Below are 22,823 nucleotides of genomic sequence, written 5' to 3'. Positions count from 1 at the left end.
TCCACGCCCACGCCCGAAATGGGGGATTGATCCAGCCCCGGCGGGAGGGAGGGACTAAAGCTCTCCCACTGGAGGGGCTGACGACTGCCTTTGGTCCCTTGGGAAAAACCGCAGGTCAGCGGGCTAATCCTAGTCCACTGAGGGACTGAAGGGACTCAAATCTCTAATTATGAGCTGAGGTTGAATCTGTGTCATACGCGCCCGCGCGTACGAAACGACAGGCGTAGCCACGTGATAATTAGGAGTTTGAGTCCCTTCGGTCCCTGCTGGAGCTGTCGCAGCGCTCTGACCTGCTAAAACACGGAGGGACTGAAGCGCAGGGACCCAAAGCGCGAACAGTCCCTGCGGGCACGGTCCCTACTTGACGGCCCCTCCCCCGGCTGGGACCCTCCTGCAGAACGGGAAGAACAAGGCAAGAATCCACCGGGAGCTGTCCTGAGGATTACGATCGAGGGCGCCTCCGCTGAATTCGAACGCGGACTGCTCGCTCTGCTCGCCGAGCATCGTCACGAGCTGACCGTCACCGCCGGAACCGAATGGACCGTCGACCGGGCCGAGCACTACCTGCGTTCGCTGACCGCCGGCGCCCGTACCTTCGCCCGCCTCGTGGTGCAGGCCGACGGCTCGAAGGACGCCGACGAACTACGCGAACACTTCAACGGCGAACTGCGCGGCCCCACCATCGCCCTGTCGCGTGCGGTGCCGCGCGGTGTGCGGGACGGCTGGTGGCCGGAGGGCACGCCGGCACCCATCACACCGCTCTACGACCCCGCCAACCCGTCCTGGCAGCGCGCCGTCCGCTATGAGATGGCCGCCGAGCGCGTTCCCGCCTTCCGGGAGGCCTTCGCCCGTCTGGATGCGTGACGCGGGCCAGACGGGCGGCTCTTCCGGCTCGGTCAGTCCCACTGCTCGTCCGCGAGCGAACTGACCGGCTGGGGCTTGCCGATGACGGCCAGGGCGATGAAGAAGTTGATCTGGCCGATGGCGATGGTGAGGGTGGCCAGTGCCTTCTGGTCGTAGTGCTTGGCCACTTCGGCGTAGAGCTCGTCCGTGACGCGTTCCCGGCCGTGGGGAGCGGGCTGGAGGGTGGCTTCCACCAGGGCGAGGGCGGCGCGCTCGGCTTCGGTGAAGTAGGGGGCGTCCTGCCAGGAGGACACGGCGGTGATGCGTTCCTCGGACTCCCCCGCCTTGCGCAGGAAGCCGGTGTTCAGAACCGTCAGGTAGGTGTTGTGAACGATCTGCCCGGCCCTCAGGTGGACCAGGCTCATCGTGGTCCGCGGCACCGAACGGTTGCCCGTCGCCCGGAAGAGAGCGGCACTGATGTCGCTCAGCTCGGGCACGAACTCCCCCGGGTTCGGCATACGGGAGATCGAGGTGTTCGTCATGACTGCACTCCTTCACATCGGCCTGATCGGCGTCTTCACCCCACTGACGGACCGTGCGGCGCAGATGTGACAGCAGGAGGCAGACGATTTTCTGCGAGGCACGCAGCAAGGCCCCGGCGGATTGCCGGGGCCTAGTGCAGTGGAGGCTCGGGAGCGGTGATCGAGCTATTACGCCGTAATAGCGTCGGGGTCAGCTCTGGGGCTCCTGGTCGACGGGCACGCGTTGTGCCTGGTGCTCGTTCAGGATGCGCAGCATCTTGTCGAACTCCGTGTCCGTCATCTTCCGGATGAGATGCAGGGCCAGGAAGGCCCCGTCGTCGTACGGGAGCTTGGGCGGGGCGCCCGAGTCGGTGCGAGGTTCGGGGACCGTGGTGGCCGGTTGCTCCGCCTCTGCTTGCTGTACCTCTGCTTGCTCCGCCTCTGGTTGCGCTGTGGCTGGTTCCTCCGCGATCGGGTCCGCGGAAGGCGCTTCCTCTATTACGTCGTAATGGGCGGGGGGCTCGGTTGCGGGCTCGGGTTCGTTTTCGGGCGTGGCCGCCGGGCGCCTGCCCGGCTTCTGGACGGGCTTCTCGGCTTCCTTGCGGGCGCGTTCGGCCTTGAGTTCCTCCAGTGCGGGCTCCTGCTGCTCGGCAGGCTTGTTGCCGACCGCGCGCAGGAGGTCGATGGGGTCCTGGCCGATGCGGATCTGGAGTTCCGGGGTGAGGTTGAGAAGGGCGAGGCGTTGGGAGACCCAGCCCTGGGAGCGGTGAAGGCGTTTGGCGAGGGCCGTCTGGCTGCCGTGGATCGCGAGGAGACGGTTGAGCGCCTTGGCCTCGTCCAGCTCGTCGAGGTCCTGCCGGTGGATGTTGGCGACCAGGGCGGATTCGAGGAGTTCCTCGGAGGTGCTGCCCTGGTCGTCGCTGACCATGACCTTGACGGTGGCGAGGCCTGCCTCGCGGGCGGCGGCCAGGCGGCTGCTGCCGTCGATGACGACGTAGTGGGTGTCCGGCTCGAGACCGGACTCGTGGTCGGGGTTGGCCTTGATGTAGGTGTCGCGGTTCATGACCGTGATCGCCTGCTTCTGGCCGTGGGTGCCGAGGCTGCCCGCGAGGTCGGTCAGGTCGCCGAGGGTGGAGCGGGGGTTGTCGGGGTTGAGGCTGACGCGGTGGGTGGGGAGTTCGGTGGGCGGGGCGACGCCGTCCGTGGGAACTCCGGTGGCCGCCGCGACCGCGGCACGGCGGGCGCTGACCGGGCGGGCGGAGCTGCCGAAGCGGCCCGCGCCCAGCTGGTCGGCCTTCTTGGTCATGAGATCTCCCGGGCCAGGGCACGCATGCTGACCGCCTGCTGGGACTTGGGGGCGTAGGACAGCAGGGGCTGCTTCACACGGACGGCTTCCTTCTGCTCCTTCAGATCGCCGATGAGGCCGACGACCCGTGGGTCCTTTATGTCGACCCAGCCCTGGAGGGAGGAGGTGGCGATGTAGCCGCGGCGGCCGTCGTAGAGGTTGACGACGATGCCCAGGTAGTCGATCTCGAGGGAGAGGTCCCCGCGGAGGTCCTCGATCTGGGTGGTGAGGAGCTCGTAGGCGTCGGCGGAGCTGTCCTCGGCCTGGACGACGATGAGGGCACCGGACTGACCGGGCTTCTCGTTGTCCCGGCGGCGGCCGTAGTAGGCGGCGGCGTCCATGCTCAGGCCGAGGCTGGGCGGGCAGTCGACGAGAATTACGTCGTAATAGGGCTCCAGGGGGGCCAGGGCCCGCTCCAGGGCGGCTTCCCGGGCCCGCACGGCGGAGAGCCGTACGTCGAGGAGGAAGGCGTCGTTGCAGCCGGGCAGCAGGTGCAGCCGGCCGCCGAAGTTGTCCTCGTCGATGGAGACGACGAGGTCGCGCAGCTCGCCCTTGGGATCGCCCGCCATGTGGTTGGTGAGGCTGTCGCCGTTCATCGGCAGGGGGGCGGCGCCGAGTTGGTTGGTGAGGTGGCTCTGGGGGTCGAAGTCGACCAGGAGGACCCGCATGCCGAGGCCGGGGAGGCTCTCGATGTCGAGGGGGTCGCTGTCCTGGCCGCTGGTGTCGGTGGCTTCGACGGCGCGGAGGGCGGCGACGAGCTGCTTGGCGACACGGACCGGGTAGAGCTTGTTGGGGTCCTCGGCCATCGCCTCGCCGGTTCCGGCGGTGATGGCGGTCTTGCCGACGCCGCCCTTCTGGTTGCAGACGATGATGCGCCGGGTGACGGCGGGTCGTACGACGTCGGGGGCGGGGTTGGTGTCGAGCCAGAGCTTGACGGACTGGGCGAGGCCCTGGATGAGGGAGACCCCGCGGTCGGCCGCGGTCTGCTTGAAGGCGTCCCACTGGCCCTGGGGGAGGAAGGTGGAGAAGGAGTCGGCGCCGGAGGTGTCGATGGTTTCCAGGGCGGAGGCGAGGTCGCACCAGGCGGCGATGCCCTGCTCGACGGCGCTCTGGATCTCGAGGCCGTGCTGAGCGGCCCTCACTTTGAGGTCCTGCCGGAGCCATCCCGGCAGCTTGGACACGACCTTCTCGCGGTCGCTGGAGGTGGCTGGAGAACTCATGGGGGCTACCTTACTAACGTCCATGATCGAAAGCTGCCATTGACACGTTAGTAAGGGAAAGTTGGCTGGGGAGGGTGGGCTATTACGGCGTAATAGCCCGTCAGCGGAGGGGGAGTGGCCACCCCTGGCTATTACGCCGTAATAGCCAGGGGTGGGAGAGAGGGGCGAGGAGCGTCAGGCGATGGCCCAGGGGCTGGGGTCCTGCGGGCGGGGGGAGGCGGGGTGGGCGGCGGAGACGATGTCCCACAGCTGACCGGCGGTCAGGGTGCGCACGGGAATGACGACCTGGCCGGTGAGGCTGATGCCGAAGGCCGACTCCAGCTCGCTGACGATGCCGATGAGGGCCAGCGAGTCCAGTTCGTAGATCTCCAGGGGCTCGTCGGCCACGGGAGTCCCGTCCTTGCCCAGGCCGGGCAGACACCGCTGGAGGATGGTCTCGAACGTCGGGTTCCACGGTGCTGAGGCCATCGGCGGGATTCCTTCCGGCTACCGGAGTGACGCGGTTCCGCGAGCAGCCTGACGGACGGCGCTTGAGCCGCGCTATTACGCCGTAATGGGTCGCGTGCCACGGCGCGGGGGACCGTGAGCTATTACGCCGTAATAGCTCACGGCCTTCCGACGTCATGGGTGGCGCCCGTGGTGACGGCCTGGAGCTTGTCCGGGTTGGCCACGTTGTGGATGGCGGTGATGCGGCCGTCGGGGTCGAAGTCGAAGGTGACGGTGGCGATGACCCGGTCGGGGCCGGTGAACAGCAGCCCCGGGCCGCCGTTGATCTCGGCGAGCTCGGTCTTCATCTCCGTGGGGGCCACGCCCTGGTAGGTGACGGTGCCGATGGCGGCGAACCAGGAAGCCACCGTCCGGGCGCCGACGACCGGGCGCAGGGCCTGACGGACCTTGCCGCCGCCGTCGGTCCACAGGGTGACATCGGGGGAGAGCAGTTCCATCAGGGTGTTGATGTCTCCCCCGGTGGCCGCGGCGAGGAAGCGTTCGGTGGCCTCGCGGCGATGGGCGTGGCCGGCGGTGAAGCGGGGGCGCCGGGCCCGTACGTGTGCGCGGGCGCGGTGGGCGGCCTGGCGGACCGCTGCTTCCGAACGCTCGACCGCCTCGGCGATCTCGGCGTGGCTGAAGCCGAAGACCTCCTTCAGGACGAAGACCGCGCGTTCGAGGGGGCTGAGGGTTTCCAGGACGACCAGCATCGCCATGGACACCGACTCGGTCGCCGTGACGGTCTCGGCGACGTCGGTCGTGTCGGTGGTGGGTCCGGCGGCGGTGAGGATGGGCTCCGGGAGCCAGGGGCCGACATAGGTCTCGCGCTTGTGCCGGGTGGAGCGCAGGCGTTCCAGGGCCAGGTTCGTGGCGATCCGGGTCAGGTAGGCCTTGGGGTCGGCCACTTGGGAGCGGTCGGCGGCCGACCATTTGATCCAGGCGTCCTGGACGGTGTCCTCGGCGTCGGCGGCGGTGCCGAGGAGGCGGTAGGCCACCGAGAAGAGGAGCCTGCGGTGCTGCTGGAAGACCTGCTGGCCGGGGTCTGCCGGCGAGTGGGTCACCGGGTCCCCCGGAGGCGGGTGAAGCGGCCGCCGCGCGGCCAGAACGCGCCCGAGGCGGGCATCTTCTTCATACGGCCGTAGGTCGGCCAGGGGGAGGCGGTCACCGTCTCCTTATAGCGGGCCGCCGTGCGGCCGGTCAGGTGAATTCGCCGCGGGCTGTCGTCGGGGCGGGTGAACTGCACGACCGCGTCGTCCCGGCCCAGGCTCACCGGCGTGTGGTAGTAGCCGAAGCGGAACGGCTTGGGCTGCTTGCCCTTGAGGGTGCGCAGGACCGACAGCGCGGCGTGCACGCCCGTGGGCATGCCGCCCTGGCAGGTGCCGTGCATGACGCCGTAACCCTGGCGGATCGCCGCGGCGTCGCCCACGGCGTACACCTGCGGGTGCGACACCGAGCGCAGGGCGGTGTCGGTGACGATGCGGCCGTGTTCGTCGACGGTCAGCCCGGCGGCGGCCGCGAGCGGGGAGACCCGGGTGCCGCTGGTCCACAGCACCGCGTCGGCGTGCACGCTCTGGCCGTCGGCCAGTTCGACCGCCTCGGGCAGGACCTTCACGATCTCCACGCCGGTGAGGACCCGCACGCCCAGACGCCCGAGGGCGGAGTGCAGATAGGCCCTGGCCCTCGGGGCCATGGACGCCCCGGGCTCCCGCCGGCCCAGCAGGACGACGTCCAGCCGCGGGAAACGCTCGGCGATCTCGGCGGCCGACTCGACGCCGGTCAGGCCGCTGCCCGCGACCACCACCGTGCCGCTGCCGAGCCGTTGCAGCCGGTCGGCCAGCAACTCGGCCTCCTGGGCGCTGTCCAGGGTGTAGGCGTGGTCCTCCGCGCCCGGTACCGCCGAGGTGCCGGCGACGCCTCCCAGGCCGTACACCAGCGTGTCGTAGGGCAGTTCCCGGTCGTCGTCGATCCGTACGGTCCTCGCGTCCGCGTCCACCGCCGTCACCCAGCCGCGGACGAACCGCGCGCCCGTACCCGCGAGCAGCTCCGGGATGCTCAGTCCGGCCGGCTGCTGCCCCGTCGCGGTCATGTGCAGCCGCATGCGTTCGGTGAACCGCTCCCGGGCGTTGACCACGGTCACCTGGACGTCCTCGGACCGCCTGACCCGGGCCGCGAGCTGGACGGCCGCGGACAGGCCCGCGTAACCCGCTCCCAGGATCAGGACGCGGTGGGGGGTGGCCGGGCCGGCTCCGTGCGGTGCGCTCATCGTCGCGCTCATCGTCTCCGCCTTCCTCAAGTCGCTGTCGACGACCACCAGATGGGAGCTGCCCGGCCGTCCGTGACATGGGTCCGGTGTGACCCGCGTCACTGGATGGGCGGCGACGGAAGCTACTGAAGCGACCGAAGCGACCGTGCGGCGGAGTCGACGGCGCCCGGCGGAGGGCGGGCGGGGGTGCGGGGTTCAGCTTCGCTTCAGGGTCGCTTGAGTCGCTGCGTCGCGATGTCAGGAGCCCGGATGCCCGGCAGCGACTCGAGGAGAGCGACCGAAGGGAGGCGGGGGCGATCTCAGTCGCTGGCGAAAGTGCCTGGTCAGAGGGGAGTTGGGCGGGGAACAGCGACTGAAGCGACTGAAGGTCCGGGTATATGGAGACATTGGCGTGCGTGCGTGTGCGCGTGTGCGCGTCATATATAGGAACCTTGAGTCGCTTCAGTCGCTGTCTGGGCAGGTACGTACCCTGTGACCTGCGGGTTCGTTGAACCACTGGGGCAGCGACCCAAAGAGCTTGGGTCGCTGGGGCGTTCGGCGCTCGGTCGCTGGAGCGCCGATGGCCGGTACAGGGGTGTTTTTTGTTTTCCCGTGTGTCCCCTTCTGTCTTTGTGGTTCGCTAATCTGTCTCAATCGTTGAGTCGCTTCGGTCGCTGGTGGGGGATGTGGATGGCTCCTGAGCTGCGGGTTTCACGCAGCGACTCAAGGCAGCCGTCCCCGGCCCCGCAGGACGCGGGCCGGTCCCTGGCGACCGCCCGGTGGTGCGCGGGCCGGGGCTGGCCTGTGCACCCGCTGGCGCCGGGGCGCAAGACCCCCGCGGGCAACTGCGAGGCCTGCCGGGCTCCCGGGCACACCCACCGGGGCTGCGGCTGCCCGGCCGCCGGTCGCTGGTGCCACGGGTTCCACGCGGCCACCCTCGACTACGCCCGGATCGAGCAGTGGTGGGGGGCCAACCCCCGCTTCGGCGTCGGGATCGCCTGCGGTCCCGCCGGGCTGGTGGTCGTGGACATCGACGCGCACGCCCAGTCGCTGCCCGACCGGGACCGGCTGCTGCCCGGGATCGAGATCTCCGCGGACATCGACCTCACCGGGCTCGCCAACGGCTTCCACACCCTCGGTGTGCTGGCCGCCCTGCGCGGCGAGCACAGCCCGGCGGAGGACACCGGCACCCTGCGCGTACGCACCCCTTCGGGAGGCCTGCACGTCTGGTACCGGGCGCACGGCGGGCAGCGCTGGCAGTGCTCCGCGGGATCGGGCGGCGGGCGCTCACTGGCCTGGCAGGTCGACGTACGGGCGCACGGCGGGTACATCGTCGCCCCCGGGACCGTGACCGAGGCGGGGGTGTACGAGCCGGTCGGGCCGGTACGTGAACCGGTGCCGTTACCCGGCTGGCTGGCGCGCGAACTGGAGCGCACCGGCCATCTGCCGCCCGCACACGTGCCGGTGCCGCGTCCGGTGCCCCCAAGGGCCCGGCAGGCCGTGCGTGCCGCCGGGGGAGGGCAGGCCGCCGCGGGCCGGGCCCTGGCCGCCGTACTGGCCGAGGTGGCCGCCTGTGCCGCCGTACCCGAGGGGGCGGGGTTCTCCGAGAAGCTCAACCGGGCCGCGTACACCGCCGGAGGCCTGGTCGCCGCCGGGCACCTGGCCGAGGAGGAGGCCGAGCAGGTGCTGACCGAGGCCGCGGAGCACGCCCGGCCGGGACAGGAACGGCGCTACCGCGCCATCATCCGAGGTGGTCTGAGCGCGGGCCGGCTGCGCCCGCTGTCCCCGGGAGGCCGTGGGTGACCGCCGACGACAAGGCCCTCTTCGAGGCCCGGGACGAGGGCACGCTCTTCGACGCGCAGGCGGTCGCCGCGCAGATCCTCGCCCGGCGCGGCCCGCAGATGCCCCGGCAGGCGAGCGAGAGCCGGCTGGAGGCGGGCGCACGGGACGGGGAGGCCACTCCCGACGGACTGCTGCCCGACACGCTCAGCGACCGCGGCAACGCCAAGCTGTTCGTCAAGCTCTACTCCAACGACTACCGGCACGTCCCCGGCCTCGGCTGGTACCGCTGGGACAGCACCCGCTGGCAGATCGACGAGGACGACACCGTGATGTGGGCCGCCGGTGACCTGGCGGAGTCCCTGGCGAGCAACGACCCGCGCGGGGTGCACACTTCGGTCGCACTCCAGCAGCACCGGCGGCGCGCGCTGAGCACCAGCGGCATGAACGCGATGCTCGCGCAGGCCAGGTCCGCGCCCGGGATGGTGCTCAACGCCGCCCGGCTGGACGCCGATCCGTACGCGCTGTGCACCCCGGCCGGGGTCGTCGACCTGCGCACGGGGCTGATCCGTACGCCCGACCCGGACAAGGACTTCCACTCCCGCTCCACCACGGCCGCCCCGCAGGCGATGCCCACCCCGCGCTGGGACCGGTTCCTCACCGACACCTTCGGCGGGGGGCCGGAGGGCGCGCAGATGATCGACTTCCTGCACCTGCTGCTGGGCTACTCCATCACCGGGGACGTCGGCGGGCAGGTGATGCCGTTCCTGTTCGGCTCCGGCAAGAACGGCAAGTCGGTGCTGCTGGACGTGCTGATGAAGCTGGTCGGGGACTACGCGGACGCGGCGCCGCCCGGCTTCCTGATGGCCCGGCCCTACGAGGGGCACCCCACCGACCTGGCCGAGCTGCACGGGCGGCGGGTCATCGTGTGCAGCGAGGTCAAGCCCGGGGACCGGTTCGACGAGGCGCGGGTGAAGCTGCTGACCGGCGGCGACCGGATCAAGGCGCGGCGGATGCGGCAGGACTTCTTCAGCTTCCAGCCGACGCACAAGCTGTGGCTGCTGGGCAACCACCGGCCCGAAGTGGGCACCGGCGGCTTCGCGTTCTGGCGCCGGATGCGGCTGATCCCGTTCGAGCGGGTGGTCTCCGACGACCGGAAGATCGACAACCTCGCGGACATCCTGGTCACCGAGGAGGGCCCCGGCATCCTCAACTGGCTGATCCTGGGCGCCCGTCGCTACCTGGGCGGCGAGAAGAACCTCACCGGCCCGGAGCGGGTGCGGATCGCCACGACGGCGTACGCGGAGACCGAGGACCACACCGGGCGGTTCCTGGCCGAGTCCTGCCGGCTCGGGGCCGATCTGAGGGCGGAACAGGCACAGCTCTACGCGGTCTACAAGACGTGGTGTCAGAATGAGGGCGCCCCGGCCGTCTCGTCCCGGGCCTTCGCGGCACGGGTCCGAGAAGTGGTGGGACTTGCGTCGCCCAAGGAGATGATCCTTTCCAACCAGCGCAAGTACTACCCGGGCATCGGACTGGTCGCCGACGAGGAGACAGCATGAGCGCCCTCATAGAAGAGGACGAGATCATCCACGAGGTCGACTTCGTCTGGCTCGAGGACATCGGCGAACTGGACTACGTGCGCCAGAGCCTGGACCGGCTGCCCACCCGGCGGGGCAGGCCCGCCTACCACCGCAACGGCCGGATGGTCGGTTACGCCCTGCTCGGTCCGGGAGCCAAGCCGTCGCGGTCCTCGGGCACGTTCCGCCGCCGGGTGTTCTGGCTGCTGCCGCACGACCGGGACACCGTTCCCGACGGGCTGTACGCCACCGGGGCCCCCGCCGAGGCGGTGGATCCGCGCACGCTGGCGCCGGGCAGCAAGGGACGCAAGACCGAGCGGTCGGAGGGCGGGCCGCCCTCGTCGACGACGCGGGGCCGGGGCGTGTCGCTGCCGTTGTGACGGGTGCCGCCCACGCGGCCGTCGTCGCCGGCCGCGGGTCGTCGGCCATGGGCCGGAGAACGATCCTCGTGCGGACGTGCGGACCGGTCGGCACAGCGGGAGAGGGCCTGCCGGGCGGCATGGTCTGCCGGACAGGCCCTGGGAGGCTCGCTCTGTTCGCGCTGCAACTGTTTCACCAATCGGCGTACAGCCACCTTCTGGTTTCCACGTTGGTGCTGTACTCCGGTAGTCGGGCCGCGTGTGCGATCGCGCGGCCCAGGACATCCATCGACGCCGGCCAGGGGGAGGCCCGCTCATGGGACGGGGGTCAGACGACCGGTCCGGTGATGGTCGTGGTGAAGACCGGGGTGCCGTCCTGGTGGCCGGTCACCTCGACGGTCATCATGCCGCCGCTCTCCGGGGAGACGTGCGTGACGTCGATCCAGCAGGGCCGGTCGAGCTCGGCGTAGCGGTAGAACGTGGTGGAGGCGCTGGTGGGGGTCAGGCCCCGGGGCGCGATGAGCGCGGAGGCGGCCTGGCGGGCGCCTTCGAGGAGCACCATGCCGGGCACGTGGTCGGCATGGTGCTCGAAGAGGATCGGGTGGTTGAGGTCCGGCGTCAGCAGCCAGCGGCCGGGCTGGTCGGTGGGGGAGAGGACGACGTCGGTCGCGAATCTGCGGCCCACGCTGGCCGGGGGCACCCGGTGCGTGCCTGGCGCGGGGGCGTCCGTCGGCTGCGCGTCCGGCCGGTTGGCCCGGAGCCGGCTGTAGACGGACGGTGTGATCAGGGAGAAGCGGATTCCGCCGTGGGCGACGAGGGTTCCGTCCCGGTGTATGGAGAGCTCCACCCGCAACTGGCTGACCGTGCCCCGGCGCCGGGTGATGTCCGAGCACCTGACCTCGACGTCGAAGTCCGTGGGGGCCGAGGAGATGCGCAGCTGCTCCAGGTCCGTGGTGTAGCTGAGGTCCCACATCACGAAGTGGTGGTCGAGGGGGATGCCGAGTTCCGCGTGCGAGACGAACATGGTCGCCTGACGAAACGTCTCTGCAGCCTGAAGCGGATCATGGCTCCGGCCGTCGGCGCTGTTGAAGAGCGAATGGACCCGCGGCCACTGACCGGTGAGGGAGAAACGGAGGTCGTCGCGCGCGGTGCAGCCGGAGAGGAACACCTCGGCCAGGCTCGCGCGATGGACGTACTCCTTGGGGACCGTCGTGGTCAGCCGTGGCAGTGCGGGCAGTCCGACTTCGCTCTGAGTGGACACACTCATTGGGAACCCCCGTCTTGAAGCTTCGTTCGACGACGCCTATAAGATACGGACCTACCGGTTTTCTTGGATTGCCCAAAAGGTAAAGAATTTGGCAAGCCGCTGCTCGATCAGTGAACTATTGATTCCGTTTAGGGCGGTTTATCCATGTATCTTTGCGCGGAACTAAAGCTTCCTGCTAGGGGAAGTAGTGCGCGAAACAGGACAAGTTCGGTGTCCGGATCTACCCAACCTCAAAATATGAAACCTGCATGACGGTTTTGTTTGAGCGCGTCAGCCTGCCTTTGACAGGGAGACAAAAGTGACGAACCCCCCGTTGAGCACCCTCCGTCTCGCCGCCGTCAACATCGACGGCGTCCTTCTCAACGACACCTTCAGTCCCGTGATCCACCGCTTCGTGGGCCGGCACCAAGTGGCCTACACCCAGGAGCTGGAACGGGAGGTCCTCTCCCAGCCGCGCCTCGTCGCCGCCCGGGTGCTCGCGCGGGCGATCGGCTCCACCGCCACCCCGCAGGAGATCCTCGACGCCTTCTTCGAGGAGCGTGAGCGGTATGTACGGACGCACCCGGAGGGGCCGCTCGACGGGGCGGAGGACCTCCTGCGGCGGCTGGGCGCCCTCGGCCTCGACGTCGTCTGCTACGGAGGCCTGGACGCGCGGCACTTCGAACGCCACCTCGGTCCCTGGGCGTCCCTCTTCACCGAGCCGCGCTACATCTGCACCAACGACTTCCGGCCCGGCATCCGAGAGATCGTCCGGGACCGCTTCGGGCTCTCCTTCCGCCAGGCCGTCTTCATCGACGACGCCGCACGGTTCGCCGAGCGGGCCAAGGAGCTCGACGTGCCGTTCATCGGTCACCCGAGCGACTTCGAGCACGGATTCCAGCGGCAGTTGATGCGCGCGGCCGGCGTCCGGCACGTCGTGGACTCGCTGCACGCCATCGACGAGCGGCTGCTGCGGACCCTCGACCGGGAGGCCGCCGAGGGCACGGTGTGGCACGGCACCCACGCACCCGCCGCGCCGGCCGGGGTCGGCGGCATGGCCGGAGAGGGGTCGTGAACCGGGACGGCACCGCCTCGCTGACCGGGAAGGTCGTGCTCATCACCGGCGCCAGCAGCGGCATCGGAGCGGCCGCGGGCCGTGTCTTCGCCGGCCAGGGCGCGACCGTCGTGCTCAGCGCCCGCCGTGAGGACCGGTTACGGGAACTGGTCGCCGACCTGCGCGAGCAGGGCGTGGAGGCCGGGTACCACGCCATGGACGTGCGCTGCGGGGAAGAGGTACGGCGCGCGGTCGAGAGCGTCGTCGAGCGGTACGGGCGGCTCGACGCGGCCTTCAACAACGCCGGTGTCGCGCGCCACCGGACGCCCCTGCACCTCATCGAGGACGCGGCGTACGAACTCGTGATGGAGACGAACGTACGCGGGGTCTGGAACTGCATGCGGCACGAGATCGCGGCGATGCTGACGGCCGGGGGCGGCGCGATCGTCAACACCAGCAGCGTGGGCGGACTGGTCGCCTCCTCGGCGGCCGCTCCCTACATAGCCTCCAAGCACGCGGTGATCGGACTGACGAAGGCCGCCGCGGTGGAGTACGCCTCCGACGGCATACGCGTCAACTGCATCGCGCCGGGGCTGACGCGCTCCGAGATGGTCGACGAGTGGTTCGCCCTCTCTCCCGGAGCGGAGGAGAAGGCGCACCGTTCCGCCCCCCAGCGGCGGGCCGCCGCTCCCGAGGAGGTGGCCGAGACGGCCGCCTGGCTGTGCAGTGACCGGGCGAGCTTCGTCACGGGCGCCACGCTCCCCGTGGACGGGGGCCGGACCGCGTGGTGAGGGGGAGTACCGTGCGCTCCGCCTGACCCGCGGAGCGCACGGCGCGTTCGACATGTCGAACGGCAGACCGACTGTCGTATACCGAGGCTCCAGAGTCATCCCAGGTTCCCCGGGTATTCAGTCTGAAATGGGGTAAGGTACGTCACGTTCGGTTTTGTTTTTGACTGAGGAGGGTCCCCATGGCGCGGCAAGAGCGTGCGCTACGGACCCGTCGCGCTGTTATCGAGGCCGCGGCCTCGGTCTTCGCCGAGCGGGGCTACGCCGCGGCCACCATCGCCGAGATCCTCGAGCGGGCCGGGGTGACGAAGGGCGCGCTCTACTTCCACTTCGACTCCAAGCAGGCCCTGGCGCGCGGGGTGATCGACTCTCAGATCACGGCCGACTTCTGGTCGCCGCGGGAGCTGAAGCTCCAGGAGTTCGTGGACCTGGGCATGACGCTGGCCTACCGGATCCCCAGGGAGGTCCTCCTCCAGGCGGGTATCCGTCTCTCGGCTGACCTGCAAGGACGCCAGCTGTTCGGGAGCGCGTGGCCGGCGTGGGTGAAGGTGCTGACCGAGCAGCTCGCCGAGGCCAAGGAGCGGGGCGAGGCGCTGCCGCACCTGGTGCCGGAGGAGACGGCGGAGTTCTTCCTCGGGGCGTGGAACGGCATCCAGGCGGTCTCCGAGGCGAACGCCCAGTGGACGGACCTGAATTACCGTATCTCCGTGCTGTACAAGCACATACTCCCCGCCATCGCCACACCCGCCTCGCTGATCAGGCTGGACATCGCGCCCGACCGGGGCATGCGGGTCATAGAGGGAATGCTGGAGCGCACCGACGAGGACGTGCTCGCCTCGTCGAAGGCCTGACCTTTAACAAACCTCGCAGCTGGTTTGTGACGCGTCCGCGTCATCGTCGAACCGCTGTGCGGAATCCTCTTCCGGGGCAGTGACGGGTGATCCCGGTGATCCCTCGGCCCTGTAATCACATCTCAAAAAGACCGAACATGCCTTTTCTGTTGTGCAAAATGGGATGATAGTGGATCATAGTAAGCGGTTGACTGAGATAGGCGAATCGAGTTGACCAGCGAAGCTGACGATGAGTGACACCAAAGCCGCACAAGGGCCGCACTATCTCGACTCTAGTAAACCTACCAATCATGCGGTTTGCTAGGGTGCAGAAAACGGAACGCTGCAGGACCCGGGCGAAGCGGATCGGTTAATTCCGCGTGCTGCTCGGGGCAGGAGGAGGACCTGATGGTCAAACAGGTGCGCGCGGCCCGTACGCGTCAGGCTCTCATCGTGGCAGCGGCCGAGACCTTCGCGGACGAGGGGTACGCCCTGGCGACCCTGCCCGCCATCAGTAAACGGGCCGGCGTGAGCGCCGGGGCCCTGCACTTCCATTTCGCCAGCAAGGACGACCTGGCGAGGGAGGTGGAAAGTGTGGCGGCGGACTCGGTGGAGAAGCTCGCCGAGCGCTGTCGGTTCACGGCCGACACCTCGTTGCAGTCGCTCGTCCACGCGACCTCCGGTCTGCTGCTGGCCGTCGCCCGCGATCCGGTGGTCAGGGCCGGGTTCAAGCTGAGCGGCGATCCGTCCCGCAAGAACGGCGCCGAGATGCTCCAGTGGTGGCAGCGGCAGGTGCACGACTTCGTGGTCGAGGCGCGGGACGCGGGAGAACTCGCCGAGGACGTCTCGGTGGAGGCCGCGACGACGGTGGTCGTGGCCGCGACGCTCGGCCTCCAGGCGCTCGGCTCGGCCGACCGCACCTATCTCTCGGCCGAGCGGATGTCGCAGTTCTGGGCCTTCCTCCTGCCGCGGCTGGCGGCGTCGCCGGACTCCGTGGCGGCGGGTGTGGTGCCGGAGGCGTGCACCGAAGGCCGTATCGAGTAAAACAGCATGCATGGTATGGTCAACGGTTGCCCAAATGCGTGAGCGCCGGATCGCCCGCCACCTCCATCTGTCCGAATTTTGAGGCTCCTTGTCACGGTTTCACCTGGCTTGATTGAACGGCCCTCGGGTTTGAGTCGCGGACAAGTGGGGTGTCCGGTTTGGTATTGACATACCGCGCGTGCTGTTTTTTACTCGAAGTGCTAGGGAATGGCTGTAGAACGGCACCAGAGGACGGGGGACACGGCGTGGACATCGACGTACTCGGCACACTCGCCGTACGCGAGAAGGGCGTGTCGATCACACCGACCGCCCCCAAGCCGCGACAGGTGCTCGCACTGCTGGCCCTGCACGCGGACCAGGTCGTGCCGGTGGGCATGCTGACCGAGGAACTGTGGGGGGCCGAGCCGCCGCGCAGCGCGCGGCCCACGCTCCAGACCTACATCCTCCAGCTGCGAGAGCTGATCACCGTGGCGCTGGAGGACGGCGCCGGCGACGCCGCGGACGGGACCGGCGACCGGCGGTCGGCCAAGGACGTGCTGCTGACCGTGCCCGGCGGCTATCTGCTGAAGAGCGCTCAGGGCACCAGCGACGTACGGGAGTTCGAGCGGCTCGCCGGCACGGGATACCGGGCCATGGACGCCGAGGACTACCCCCAGGCCGCCCGCCTGCTGCGCGAGGCCCTCACCCTGTGGACCGGTCCGGCCCTCGCCGACGTGCACACCGGCACCCACCTCCAGACGCAGGTCAAGCGGCTGGAGGAGAGCCGGCTGTGCGCGCTGGACCAGCGCATCGAGGCCGACCTCAGACTCGGCCGGCACCGCGAGCTGCTGGCCGAACTGACCGTACTGGTCAGCCGCTACCCCACCCACGAGAGCCTGTGCGGCCAGTACATGCTGGCCCTCTACCGCTCCGGGCGCCGCGGCGAGGCCCTCGACGCCTACCAGCGGCTGCGCGCCACCCTGGTGCGCACGCTCGGCCTGGAGCCGTCGTCCGCGCTGGGCAAACTCCAGCGCTCCATCCTGATGTCCGGACCCGAGACCGCGCCCGCCGTGCGTCTCGCGCAGACGGCCCCGGTCACGCCGGTGGGCTGACCGGCCTGACCGCGGGTGGGCCGACCGACCGGACGCACCGGCCGGTCGGCCCGTCGAACGTTCCCTCTACCAGCGATCGAGCACCGCTTTAGGCCGGCGGTGGAGCGTTGATCACACCTGGAGGAGGGGGGATCTCGCATGTCGTCGCAGCGGATGCACTCCACCCGGCACACGGTGTCCGTGGCCGCTCCCGCCGGAGTGGTCTACGGCCTGCTCGCCGACTCCCCCCGCTGGCCGGTCTTCCTGCCCTCCCACGTCCACGTCGAGCGGACGCGGTTCGACGGCCACGAGGAACACCTGCGGGTGTGGGACGTACACGCCGACCACGTGCGCTCCTCCGTCGCGCGGCGGGTGCTGCGGCCGCAGCTGCGCTCCATCGACTTCGAGCAGGAGGACACCTTCCTGCCCGGTGCCCCCACGTCCGGTACCTGGACCGTCGAGGCCGAGGGCGAGGAACGGTCCCTGGTGACCCTGCGGCACGACCGGCCCTCCGGCCCCGGTGAGTCGCCCGACGCGCTGGAGGCGGACGTGCGCGCCCAGCTCGCCGTGCTGCGGGAGACGGCCGAGCACTGGGAGAAACTGGACGAGCTGCTGCTGTCGTTCGAGGACAGCGTGCACGTCGAGGGGCCGCTGGAACTCGTCTACGACTTCCTCTACCGCATCGAGGACTGGGTCGAGCTGATCCCGCACGTCGAGTGGGCCGGGGTGACCGAGGACCAGCCCGGCGTACAGGTCGCCGCGCTGGACACCTGCGCCACGGAGACGGGGGAGACGGTCACCACCGAGAGCGTACGGCTGTGCTTCCCGCACGCCGGACGGATCGTCTACAAGGAGACCGTGACGCCCGAACTGATCGCGGCGCACATCGGGGAGTGGTACCTGGACCCGGACGAGTCCGGGGTGCGGGTGGTCTCCGCCCATCACGTCATGCTGCGCGAGGAGGCCGTGGCGGCCGTCCTGGGCGAAGGCGCCCTTCTCGTGGACGCCCGCCGGTATGTGCGCGAGTGGCTGGGCCGGGCCAGCACCGAGGCGCTGGCGCTGGCCAAGTGGCATGCCGAGAGCGCCGTACGCCGGTTGCGATGAGCGCGGCGGGGAGTGCGGCGACGGTGGTCGGCACGGCGGGGACCGCAACGACGAGGAGGTCGGCGATGGCTCTCACGCAGGCGTATGCCGAGGTGCAGGCGCCGGTCGGGGTTGCGCTGCGGGCGCTGCGGCTGGAGGCGCTGCTGGGCGATCCCCGCGATCCCGCCAACCCTTATGGGCGGCCCGCGTTGTGGGCTTCGGCGGGGGCGTGGCCCGAGCCGCCCGAGGCCCTTGCGGGGGCCCTGGCCGGGGTGGTGTCGGAACTGGGCTCGCGGGAGCCGGGGCCGGACCAGGTGGCTCGTGCGCTGCGGCCCGTCTTTCGCCGGGACCTGGCTCTCGGTCATGTGTGGGGCGTTCGGCCCCTGTCGGGCGGTTCTGAGCTGGAGCCGGTGGGTGCTCTGCTGGGGCCGGCGGCGTTGATCGCGGCGGCCGGTGACGTGTTGCGTGGGGTTGCGCGGATCGTGGACGGGCTCGGCCGGCATGAGCCGGGGGTCGGGCAGTGGCGGCCCGTGCTTGCTTCGGCGTTCGGGGATCTGCTGGCTTGTGAGAGTTTGACGACAGTGGGGCTACGGGGAGCCCGTGCGGGTGCGTTGGGGGGCACCCGGCCTTCGGCCGGGTCCGGGGTTCCCACCCGTACCACCCGTGCGGATTCGTCGTCGGGTGCGGGTGGCCCTCGTGGGGGTGTCGTGCCGTCGGCGGGTGCGGGTAGTTCTTGTGGGGAGGGCGGGGCGTCTGCGGGTGCTCGTTCGTGGGTGGGGGGTGGGGTTTGGGGTTTGGCTGGTGTTGTGGGGTATGTCGTGCCGTTGCTGGTCGGTGAGGTGCTGGACGATCTCGAGCTGGTGCTGAACGAGTGCGGGTTCGGGGCGGACAGTCCTGAGCGGCGTACGTTGGCGAAGCTGGGCGGGGACCGGGCTGTGGCGGGGGTCGACTGGGCGGCGGCGGCCTCCTGGCAGGAGCTGATCGTGCGCGGGCTGGCCGAGCTGACCGACCCGGCGTGGCACGGCGTCGATGCCGGGGACGGTGACTGCCACGGCGTCCTCGCGGCCACGCTCGCCGGCGCGACCGCCCGCCTGGACCGCGACGGGGACCAGGCCACCGCCGCGCTCGCCCGCGTCGCCCGGCGGCTGGTGACCGAGCAGCGGGCGCTGCGGGTCGCCTGCGGCCCCGACGCCTCGCACGACCCGGCCGACCCGGCGGCACGGGCGCTGGCCGACCGGCACGCCCTGCTGCTGCTGGCCGCGGCCGTACTCGGGACGCGGGAGGCGGCCGAGAACACGTGGGTACGGTTCCTCGGCGGCCCGCACTGGGCGCTGCTCGCGCTGAGCCGTATCACCGAGCGGCTCGGCGCCCCGCTGCCCGGCCGCACACCCGATCCGCACCCCGCCGTCTGGGCCGAGCTCGCCGAGCGGAGCGGGCACGGCGTCGACTGCGACCTGTACGCCAGCAAGCTGCTGTGGTGACCGGGACCAGCGGGCACCTCCCGCCGCCCTGCCACGTCGCCGGACCCGAGGGGCCCTGGGACGAGGTGCAGGAGCGGATCGAGGAGACGGGCCGCGCAGTGGTGCACACCACCTGGGGCCAGTGGCTGACCTCCGCCCTGCTCGACCCCGGGCTGCGCGCGCTGCTCGGCCGTGACTGGCCGCGCTACCGGCAGCATCCCGCCCCGGCCGGACGGCTGAGCTTCGCCGTCTCGCGGGTGGTCGTCAAGCACACGGTCGCCGCGGCCCTCCAGGTTCCCCCGTCCGCGCTCGACCTCGCCTATCTGCCGGGCGGGCGGCCCGTACTGCGCGGGCTGGGCACGGAGCTGCACATGAGTCTCACCCACACCGACGAGCTGATCGTGGTCGGCGTGAGCCGCGTGGGCCCGATCGGGGTGGACGCCGAACCCGCCGCGCGCCGGGTCTCCTTCGAGCTGCTGCGCGACCACGCGTGCACCCCGGAGGAGGCCGAGCTGCTCGCCGGTCTGCCCGACGGCGAGCGCACCGACCGGTTCCTGCGGCTGTGGACGCTGAAGGAGGCGTACACCAAGGCGCTCGGGCAGGGCATGCGACGGCGGTTCGCCGCGTTCGGTTTCCGCTGGGACGAGTCGGGGGCCGCCGTGCTGGCCGACGACGCCGACCGCGAGTGGTCCTTCGCCACCCATCTCGTCCAGGAGCGCTTCCTGGTGAGTGAGGCGCACCGCCGGAGCGCGCGGGCGGAGGCGGATGCGCCCGGTGTGCCCGTCGCACCACCCGCGGAGCCCGGTCCGGTGCCGAGTCCGGCGCCGGAGGCTGTGCCCGGTCCGGTGCCGGATCCGTTGCCCGACGCACGCGTCATAGGTTTTCCGGGGCCGCGGGGCCCCGGTGGACGATGAGGCGGGGCAGCCGGACGCGGGCAGCCGTGCGGATCCGGGCGATGTGTGAGAGAGCCGTGTCGGAAACCGTGGTGCGGGAACGGGCCGTACCGGAACCCGCGATGCGAGGACGAGCCGTGCAGAAACGATTCGAGAAGGAGGGCAGGGGGCCGGTCCGCCCTGCCGAGGCAGCGGGACGCGGCACCCGGGGGAGCGGATGAGCAGCCATCACTCGCACGCCGGCGCCGTACTCGCCGTGGTCCATGAGCCGTCCGGTACGCAGTCGTGGGCGCCGCTCGCCTTCGAGCTGTGCGGGCTCGGCGCCGCCGAGGCCGAGTCGGTCGCCGCCCGGATCGCCGAGCGCCATCGCGCGTACCACGTCGAGCTGGACGCCGAACGCCCCGGCCGGCCCCTGTTGCGCCTCACCCCCGTCGACCCGGCGCGGGACGACGCCCCGCTCACCCCCGAGCTGGTGGCCGACCTGCTGGCCTCGCCCACGGGGGGCACCGTCCCGGTGACCGGGCACCAGCGTGAACTGCTGCTCGCGTCGGTGACCGGGCAGGGCGGGCCCGGCCGCCATGTGGAGCAGCTGTTCTGGGACTGGTCGGGGCCGCTGGACCTGACCCGGTTCATCACCGCCTGGCAGTCCGTCGCCGAACGGGAAGCCGTGCTGCGGGCGTGCTTCGACTGGGCGGGCGCCGCGCGGCTGGTGCTGCACGAGCGGTCCGTGGTGGAGGTCGTACGCCATGTGCACACCGCGGTCGGCTGGAGCGAACTGCTCCGGCAGGACCGGGCGCGCGGCTTCGAGCTGTACCGGCCCGGACTGATGCGGGTGTCCCTGCTCGACGGGCCGCCGGACACCACGGGGACGGGACGGTCGCCCACCCGGGTGCTGGTGACCTACCACCGGGCCCTGCTCGACGAGCGCGGCGCCCGGCTCCTCGTCCGCGAGTTCTACCGGTCGTACCTCTCCAGCGGGGTGCTGCCCGGCGGGGACCGGCGGCCCGATATCCGCGACCATGCCGAGTGGCTCGCCGAGCAGGACCCGCACGCCGCCCGGGAGTTCTGGACGGCCACCGCGCCACCCCCGGACGCCGCCGTCAGCCCGGGCCGTCCCGGCGGGCCGCCCCGGCACACCGTCGGGGCCGGCCGGATCCAGCGCCGGCTCCGGCCGCCCCAGACCTCCCGGCTGCGTTCCTGGGCGGTGAGCCGGGGAGCGGGGGAGAGCAGCGCCCTGCACGTGGTGTGGTCCCTGCTGCTGTACCGGGCGGCGGGCGCCGACGGGCCGCTGCCGGTCGCCTTCGGCGTGCACCTCTCCGGCCGCGACATGTCGCTGCGGGCCGCGGCCGGCATCCCCGGGCTGCTGGGCAACCCGCTGCCGATGACGGTCACCGTCGATCCCTCGGCGCCCCTGGTGGACCTGCTGCTCCAGGTGCGCGACGCCGCGCTCGACCTGACCCCCTACGCCTGGGTGTCCGGCGACCGGATCAGGGAGTGGACCGGACGGCGCGACGACACCGACCTCACCGAGACCACCGTCCGCTTCGACAGCCACCCCGAGCTGCCGGACAACCTGCGGGCCGAACTCAAGGCGCAGGGCATCCGGGTGGGCGTCCCGCAGAGCGCGAGCGGTGACACGAGTCTGCCGGTCACCCTCGTCGCCCACTACGACACCGAGGGCGGCCTGGTGCTGACCGCCCTGTACGACCGGGCCCGGTTCGCGGACACCGACGCCTCGGGGACGCTGTCGCAGTGCATGCAGCTGTTGCGCAGCCTGCCCGACCAGAACGAACGGACCACCGTCGCCGACGTGCTGGGGCTGCTGCGGGCCGTCGAGGTCCCCCGGATGACGCGGCGCGGTCCGGGCTTCGGCCAGCTGGCGCTGGCCGTGCTGCGCGCCGGGGAGCCTCAGGCGGACGTCGTCTGCCTGGTCGCGGTCCCCGGGGTCACGCCCGGCGCCTACGAGTTGCTGGCCCGCGAGCACGAGGGGCCCGAGCGGATCGTGTCGCTCAGCATGGCGGGACCGACCGGCCCGTCGCCCGCCACTCTCTTCGAACTGCTGGATCCCGGGCGGCGGTTGGTGGTCTGCGGCAGCGGACCCGCCGGCCCGACGGCCTACGAGATCGCCCGTATGGCGGCGGAGCGTACGGGTGAGGTTCCGGCGGTGGTGATGACCGGGGTCGGGGGTGTGTCGGAAAGCGCCCGCGCGCTGTCGGAGGCGCTGCGGGCGGTGCGGGCGCGTAGCGCGTGAGGGCGAGGCCCGCCGGGTGGCGGCTGCTGTAGTCGGCCGTGGCCCGGCGGGATGGTGGTTGCTGTGGGCGGCTGTGGCCCGGCCGGGGTGCCCGCGTGCCTGTGAGGGTCGCTGGGGCGTCCGTGTGTCGTAGGAGGGGCTGTGGGCGGTGCGCGCGCGGTGCGTGAGAGTGCGGGCCCGCCTGTTGGCGCCCTGGCAGGCCCTCGGTCGACCGCGCTTCGAGCGGGCCGAGAGTTGCTCTTGAGCCGCATGCCGGACGGTGGCGAAAACGCTGGAGGAGGCGGCATGGGGGACACGGACCGCGAGGAGCCGGCCCTGCGCGTCGAGCGGGGGCGGGCGAGCGACGAGGAACTGGCCGCGCTCACCGTCGTACTGCTCGCGCTGAGTGGTCGGGCGGCGGACGAGGACCAGGACAGGCGGCCGGTCAACGGTTCCCGGTGGTGGCGACGGCCGGAGAACTACCGGGGATCGCGCAGCTGGCAGTGACGGGATGCTCCGCCCCTCAGAAAGGGATCTGACGAACATGTCGACGACGATTGCCTCTGCCTCGGCTCCGGCCGAGGCCGCTCCGGCCGACATCCGCGGCCGTGTCGCGGAGTTGCACGCGACCCGTGCACGCGCGCTCGCGGGCCCGAGCGAGAAGGCGACTCAGGCGCAGCACGCCAAGGGCAAGCTGACGGCCCGGGAGCGCATCGAGCTGCTGCTGGACCCGGGTTCTTTCCAGGAGGT

General features: G+C 70.9%; 22 protein-coding genes. 15 read left to right on the top strand and 7 right to left on the bottom strand.

Translation table 11 applies throughout. From position 1 onward, the window contains the following. Positions 1 to 606: 606 nt before the first annotated feature. Complete coding sequence (locus tag ABZ915_RS39240) at positions 607 to 864, top strand: hypothetical protein (protein ID WP_361813425.1); 258 nt, start codon at positions 607 to 609, stop codon at positions 862 to 864. Between the two features lie 32 nt (positions 865 to 896). Here ABZ915_RS39240 and ABZ915_RS39235 read toward each other — a convergent pair whose 3' ends face one another. The 6 genes from ABZ915_RS39235 to ABZ915_RS39210 form a co-directional block, all read right to left on the bottom strand. Continuing rightward, a complete protein-coding gene (locus tag ABZ915_RS39235; protein ID WP_361813423.1) occupies positions 897 to 1,385 on the bottom strand; it encodes a carboxymuconolactone decarboxylase family protein in 489 nt (162 codons plus the stop codon). A gap of 190 nt (positions 1,386 to 1,575) precedes the next feature. Next, positions 1,576 to 2,670, bottom strand: a complete 1,095-nt coding sequence (locus tag ABZ915_RS39230; protein ID WP_361813421.1) for a ParB/RepB/Spo0J family partition protein — start codon at positions 2,668 to 2,670, stop codon at positions 1,576 to 1,578. After that, entirely contained in the window at positions 2,667 to 3,929 is a 1,263-nt protein-coding gene (locus ABZ915_RS39225) for an AAA family ATPase (protein ID WP_361813419.1), read from the bottom strand. The genes ABZ915_RS39230 and ABZ915_RS39225 overlap by 4 nt, the downstream gene beginning before the upstream one ends. A 174-nt stretch (positions 3,930 to 4,103) precedes the next feature. Then, entirely contained in the window at positions 4,104 to 4,397 is a 294-nt protein-coding gene (locus ABZ915_RS39220) for an acyl carrier protein (protein ID WP_361813417.1), read from the bottom strand. A gap of 137 nt (positions 4,398 to 4,534) precedes the next feature. Continuing rightward, a complete protein-coding gene (locus ABZ915_RS39215) occupies positions 4,535 to 5,476 on the bottom strand; it encodes an RNA polymerase sigma-70 factor (RefSeq protein ID WP_361813415.1) in 942 nt (313 codons plus the stop codon). After that, complete coding sequence (locus ABZ915_RS39210; protein ID WP_361813413.1) at positions 5,473 to 6,690, bottom strand: FAD-dependent oxidoreductase; 1,218 nt, start codon at positions 6,688 to 6,690, stop codon at positions 5,473 to 5,475. Before ABZ915_RS39210 ends, ABZ915_RS39215 begins: the two co-directional genes overlap by 4 nt. A gap of 657 nt (positions 6,691 to 7,347) precedes the next feature. Here ABZ915_RS39210 and ABZ915_RS39205 point away from each other — a divergent pair. The 3 genes from ABZ915_RS39205 (at position 7,348) to ABZ915_RS39195 (ending at position 10,396) form a co-directional block, all read left to right on the top strand. Continuing rightward, the gene (locus ABZ915_RS39205; protein WP_361813411.1) at positions 7,348 to 8,460 is read left to right on the top strand and encodes a bifunctional DNA primase/polymerase; all 1,113 of its coding nucleotides are present in this window, start codon (positions 7,348 to 7,350) and stop codon (positions 8,458 to 8,460) included. 98 nt (positions 8,461 to 8,558) lie between these two features. Next, entirely contained in the window at positions 8,559 to 9,998 is a 1,440-nt protein-coding gene (locus tag ABZ915_RS39200; RefSeq protein ID WP_361813620.1) for a phage/plasmid primase, P4 family, read from the top strand. Continuing rightward, positions 9,995 to 10,396 carry a DUF6009 family protein gene (locus tag ABZ915_RS39195; protein ID WP_361813409.1) on the top strand — a complete coding sequence of 134 codons (402 nt, stop codon included), beginning with the start codon at positions 9,995 to 9,997 and terminating at the stop codon, positions 10,394 to 10,396. The genes ABZ915_RS39200 and ABZ915_RS39195 overlap by 4 nt, the downstream gene beginning before the upstream one ends. Positions 10,397 to 10,703: 307 nt before the next feature. On the opposite strand, the gene ABZ915_RS39190 is transcribed toward ABZ915_RS39195, so the two are convergent. Next, positions 10,704 to 11,642 carry a ScbA/BarX family gamma-butyrolactone biosynthesis protein gene (locus ABZ915_RS39190; protein ID WP_361813407.1) on the bottom strand — a complete coding sequence of 313 codons (939 nt, stop codon included), beginning with the start codon at positions 11,640 to 11,642 and terminating at the stop codon, positions 10,704 to 10,706. Positions 11,643 to 11,940: 298 nt separating this feature from the next. On the opposite strand from ABZ915_RS39190, the gene ABZ915_RS39185 reads away from it, so the two are divergent. The 11 genes from ABZ915_RS39185 to ABZ915_RS39135 all read left to right on the top strand — a co-directional run. Continuing rightward, a complete protein-coding gene (locus tag ABZ915_RS39185; RefSeq protein ID WP_361813405.1) occupies positions 11,941 to 12,696 on the top strand; it encodes an HAD family phosphatase in 756 nt (251 codons plus the stop codon). Further along, a complete protein-coding gene (locus tag ABZ915_RS39180) occupies positions 12,693 to 13,466 on the top strand; it encodes a glucose 1-dehydrogenase (RefSeq protein ID WP_361813403.1) in 774 nt (257 codons plus the stop codon). The genes ABZ915_RS39185 and ABZ915_RS39180 overlap by 4 nt, the downstream gene beginning before the upstream one ends. A gap of 179 nt (positions 13,467 to 13,645) precedes the next feature. After that, entirely contained in the window at positions 13,646 to 14,314 is a 669-nt protein-coding gene (locus ABZ915_RS39175) for a ScbR family autoregulator-binding transcription factor (protein ID WP_361813401.1), read from the top strand. Positions 14,315 to 14,701: 387 nt separating this feature from the next. Further along, positions 14,702 to 15,337 (top strand): ScbR family autoregulator-binding transcription factor, encoded by a 636-nt coding sequence (locus ABZ915_RS39170; RefSeq protein ID WP_361813399.1) that lies wholly within the window; start codon positions 14,702 to 14,704, stop codon positions 15,335 to 15,337. Between the two features lie 245 nt (positions 15,338 to 15,582). Next, positions 15,583 to 16,428, top strand: coding sequence for an AfsR/SARP family transcriptional regulator (locus ABZ915_RS39165; RefSeq protein WP_361813397.1), 846 nt, complete (start codon positions 15,583 to 15,585; stop codon positions 16,426 to 16,428). A gap of 138 nt (positions 16,429 to 16,566) precedes the next feature. After that, positions 16,567 to 17,511 (top strand): SRPBCC family protein, encoded by a 945-nt coding sequence (locus ABZ915_RS39160; RefSeq protein ID WP_361813395.1) that lies wholly within the window; start codon positions 16,567 to 16,569, stop codon positions 17,509 to 17,511. A 785-nt stretch (positions 17,512 to 18,296) separates the two neighbouring features. Further along, positions 18,297 to 18,971 (top strand): hypothetical protein, encoded by a 675-nt coding sequence (locus ABZ915_RS39155; protein WP_361813393.1) that lies wholly within the window; start codon positions 18,297 to 18,299, stop codon positions 18,969 to 18,971. Beyond that, complete coding sequence (locus ABZ915_RS39150) at positions 18,968 to 19,864, top strand: 4'-phosphopantetheinyl transferase superfamily protein (RefSeq protein WP_361813391.1); 897 nt, start codon at positions 18,968 to 18,970, stop codon at positions 19,862 to 19,864. Before ABZ915_RS39155 ends, ABZ915_RS39150 begins: the two co-directional genes overlap by 4 nt. A gap of 196 nt (positions 19,865 to 20,060) precedes the next feature. Then, entirely contained in the window at positions 20,061 to 22,094 is a 2,034-nt protein-coding gene (locus tag ABZ915_RS39145; protein ID WP_361813389.1) for a condensation domain-containing protein, read from the top strand. A 285-nt stretch (positions 22,095 to 22,379) separates the two neighbouring features. Further along, positions 22,380 to 22,580 carry an acyl-CoA carboxylase subunit epsilon gene (locus ABZ915_RS39140; protein ID WP_361813387.1) on the top strand — a complete coding sequence of 67 codons (201 nt, stop codon included), beginning with the start codon at positions 22,380 to 22,382 and terminating at the stop codon, positions 22,578 to 22,580. A 37-nt stretch (positions 22,581 to 22,617) separates the two neighbouring features. Continuing rightward, on the top strand, positions 22,618 to 22,823 hold a 206-nt coding region (locus tag ABZ915_RS39135; RefSeq protein WP_361813385.1), incomplete at its 3' end, for a carboxyl transferase domain-containing protein.

It is taken from the genome of Streptomyces sp. NPDC046915, from assembly GCF_040644935.1.
Lineage (GTDB): Bacteria > Actinomycetota > Actinomycetes > Streptomycetales > Streptomycetaceae > Streptomyces.
The sequence above is the reverse complement of the archived record's forward strand: the minus strand, read 5'-3'. Positions and strand labels throughout refer to the sequence as shown.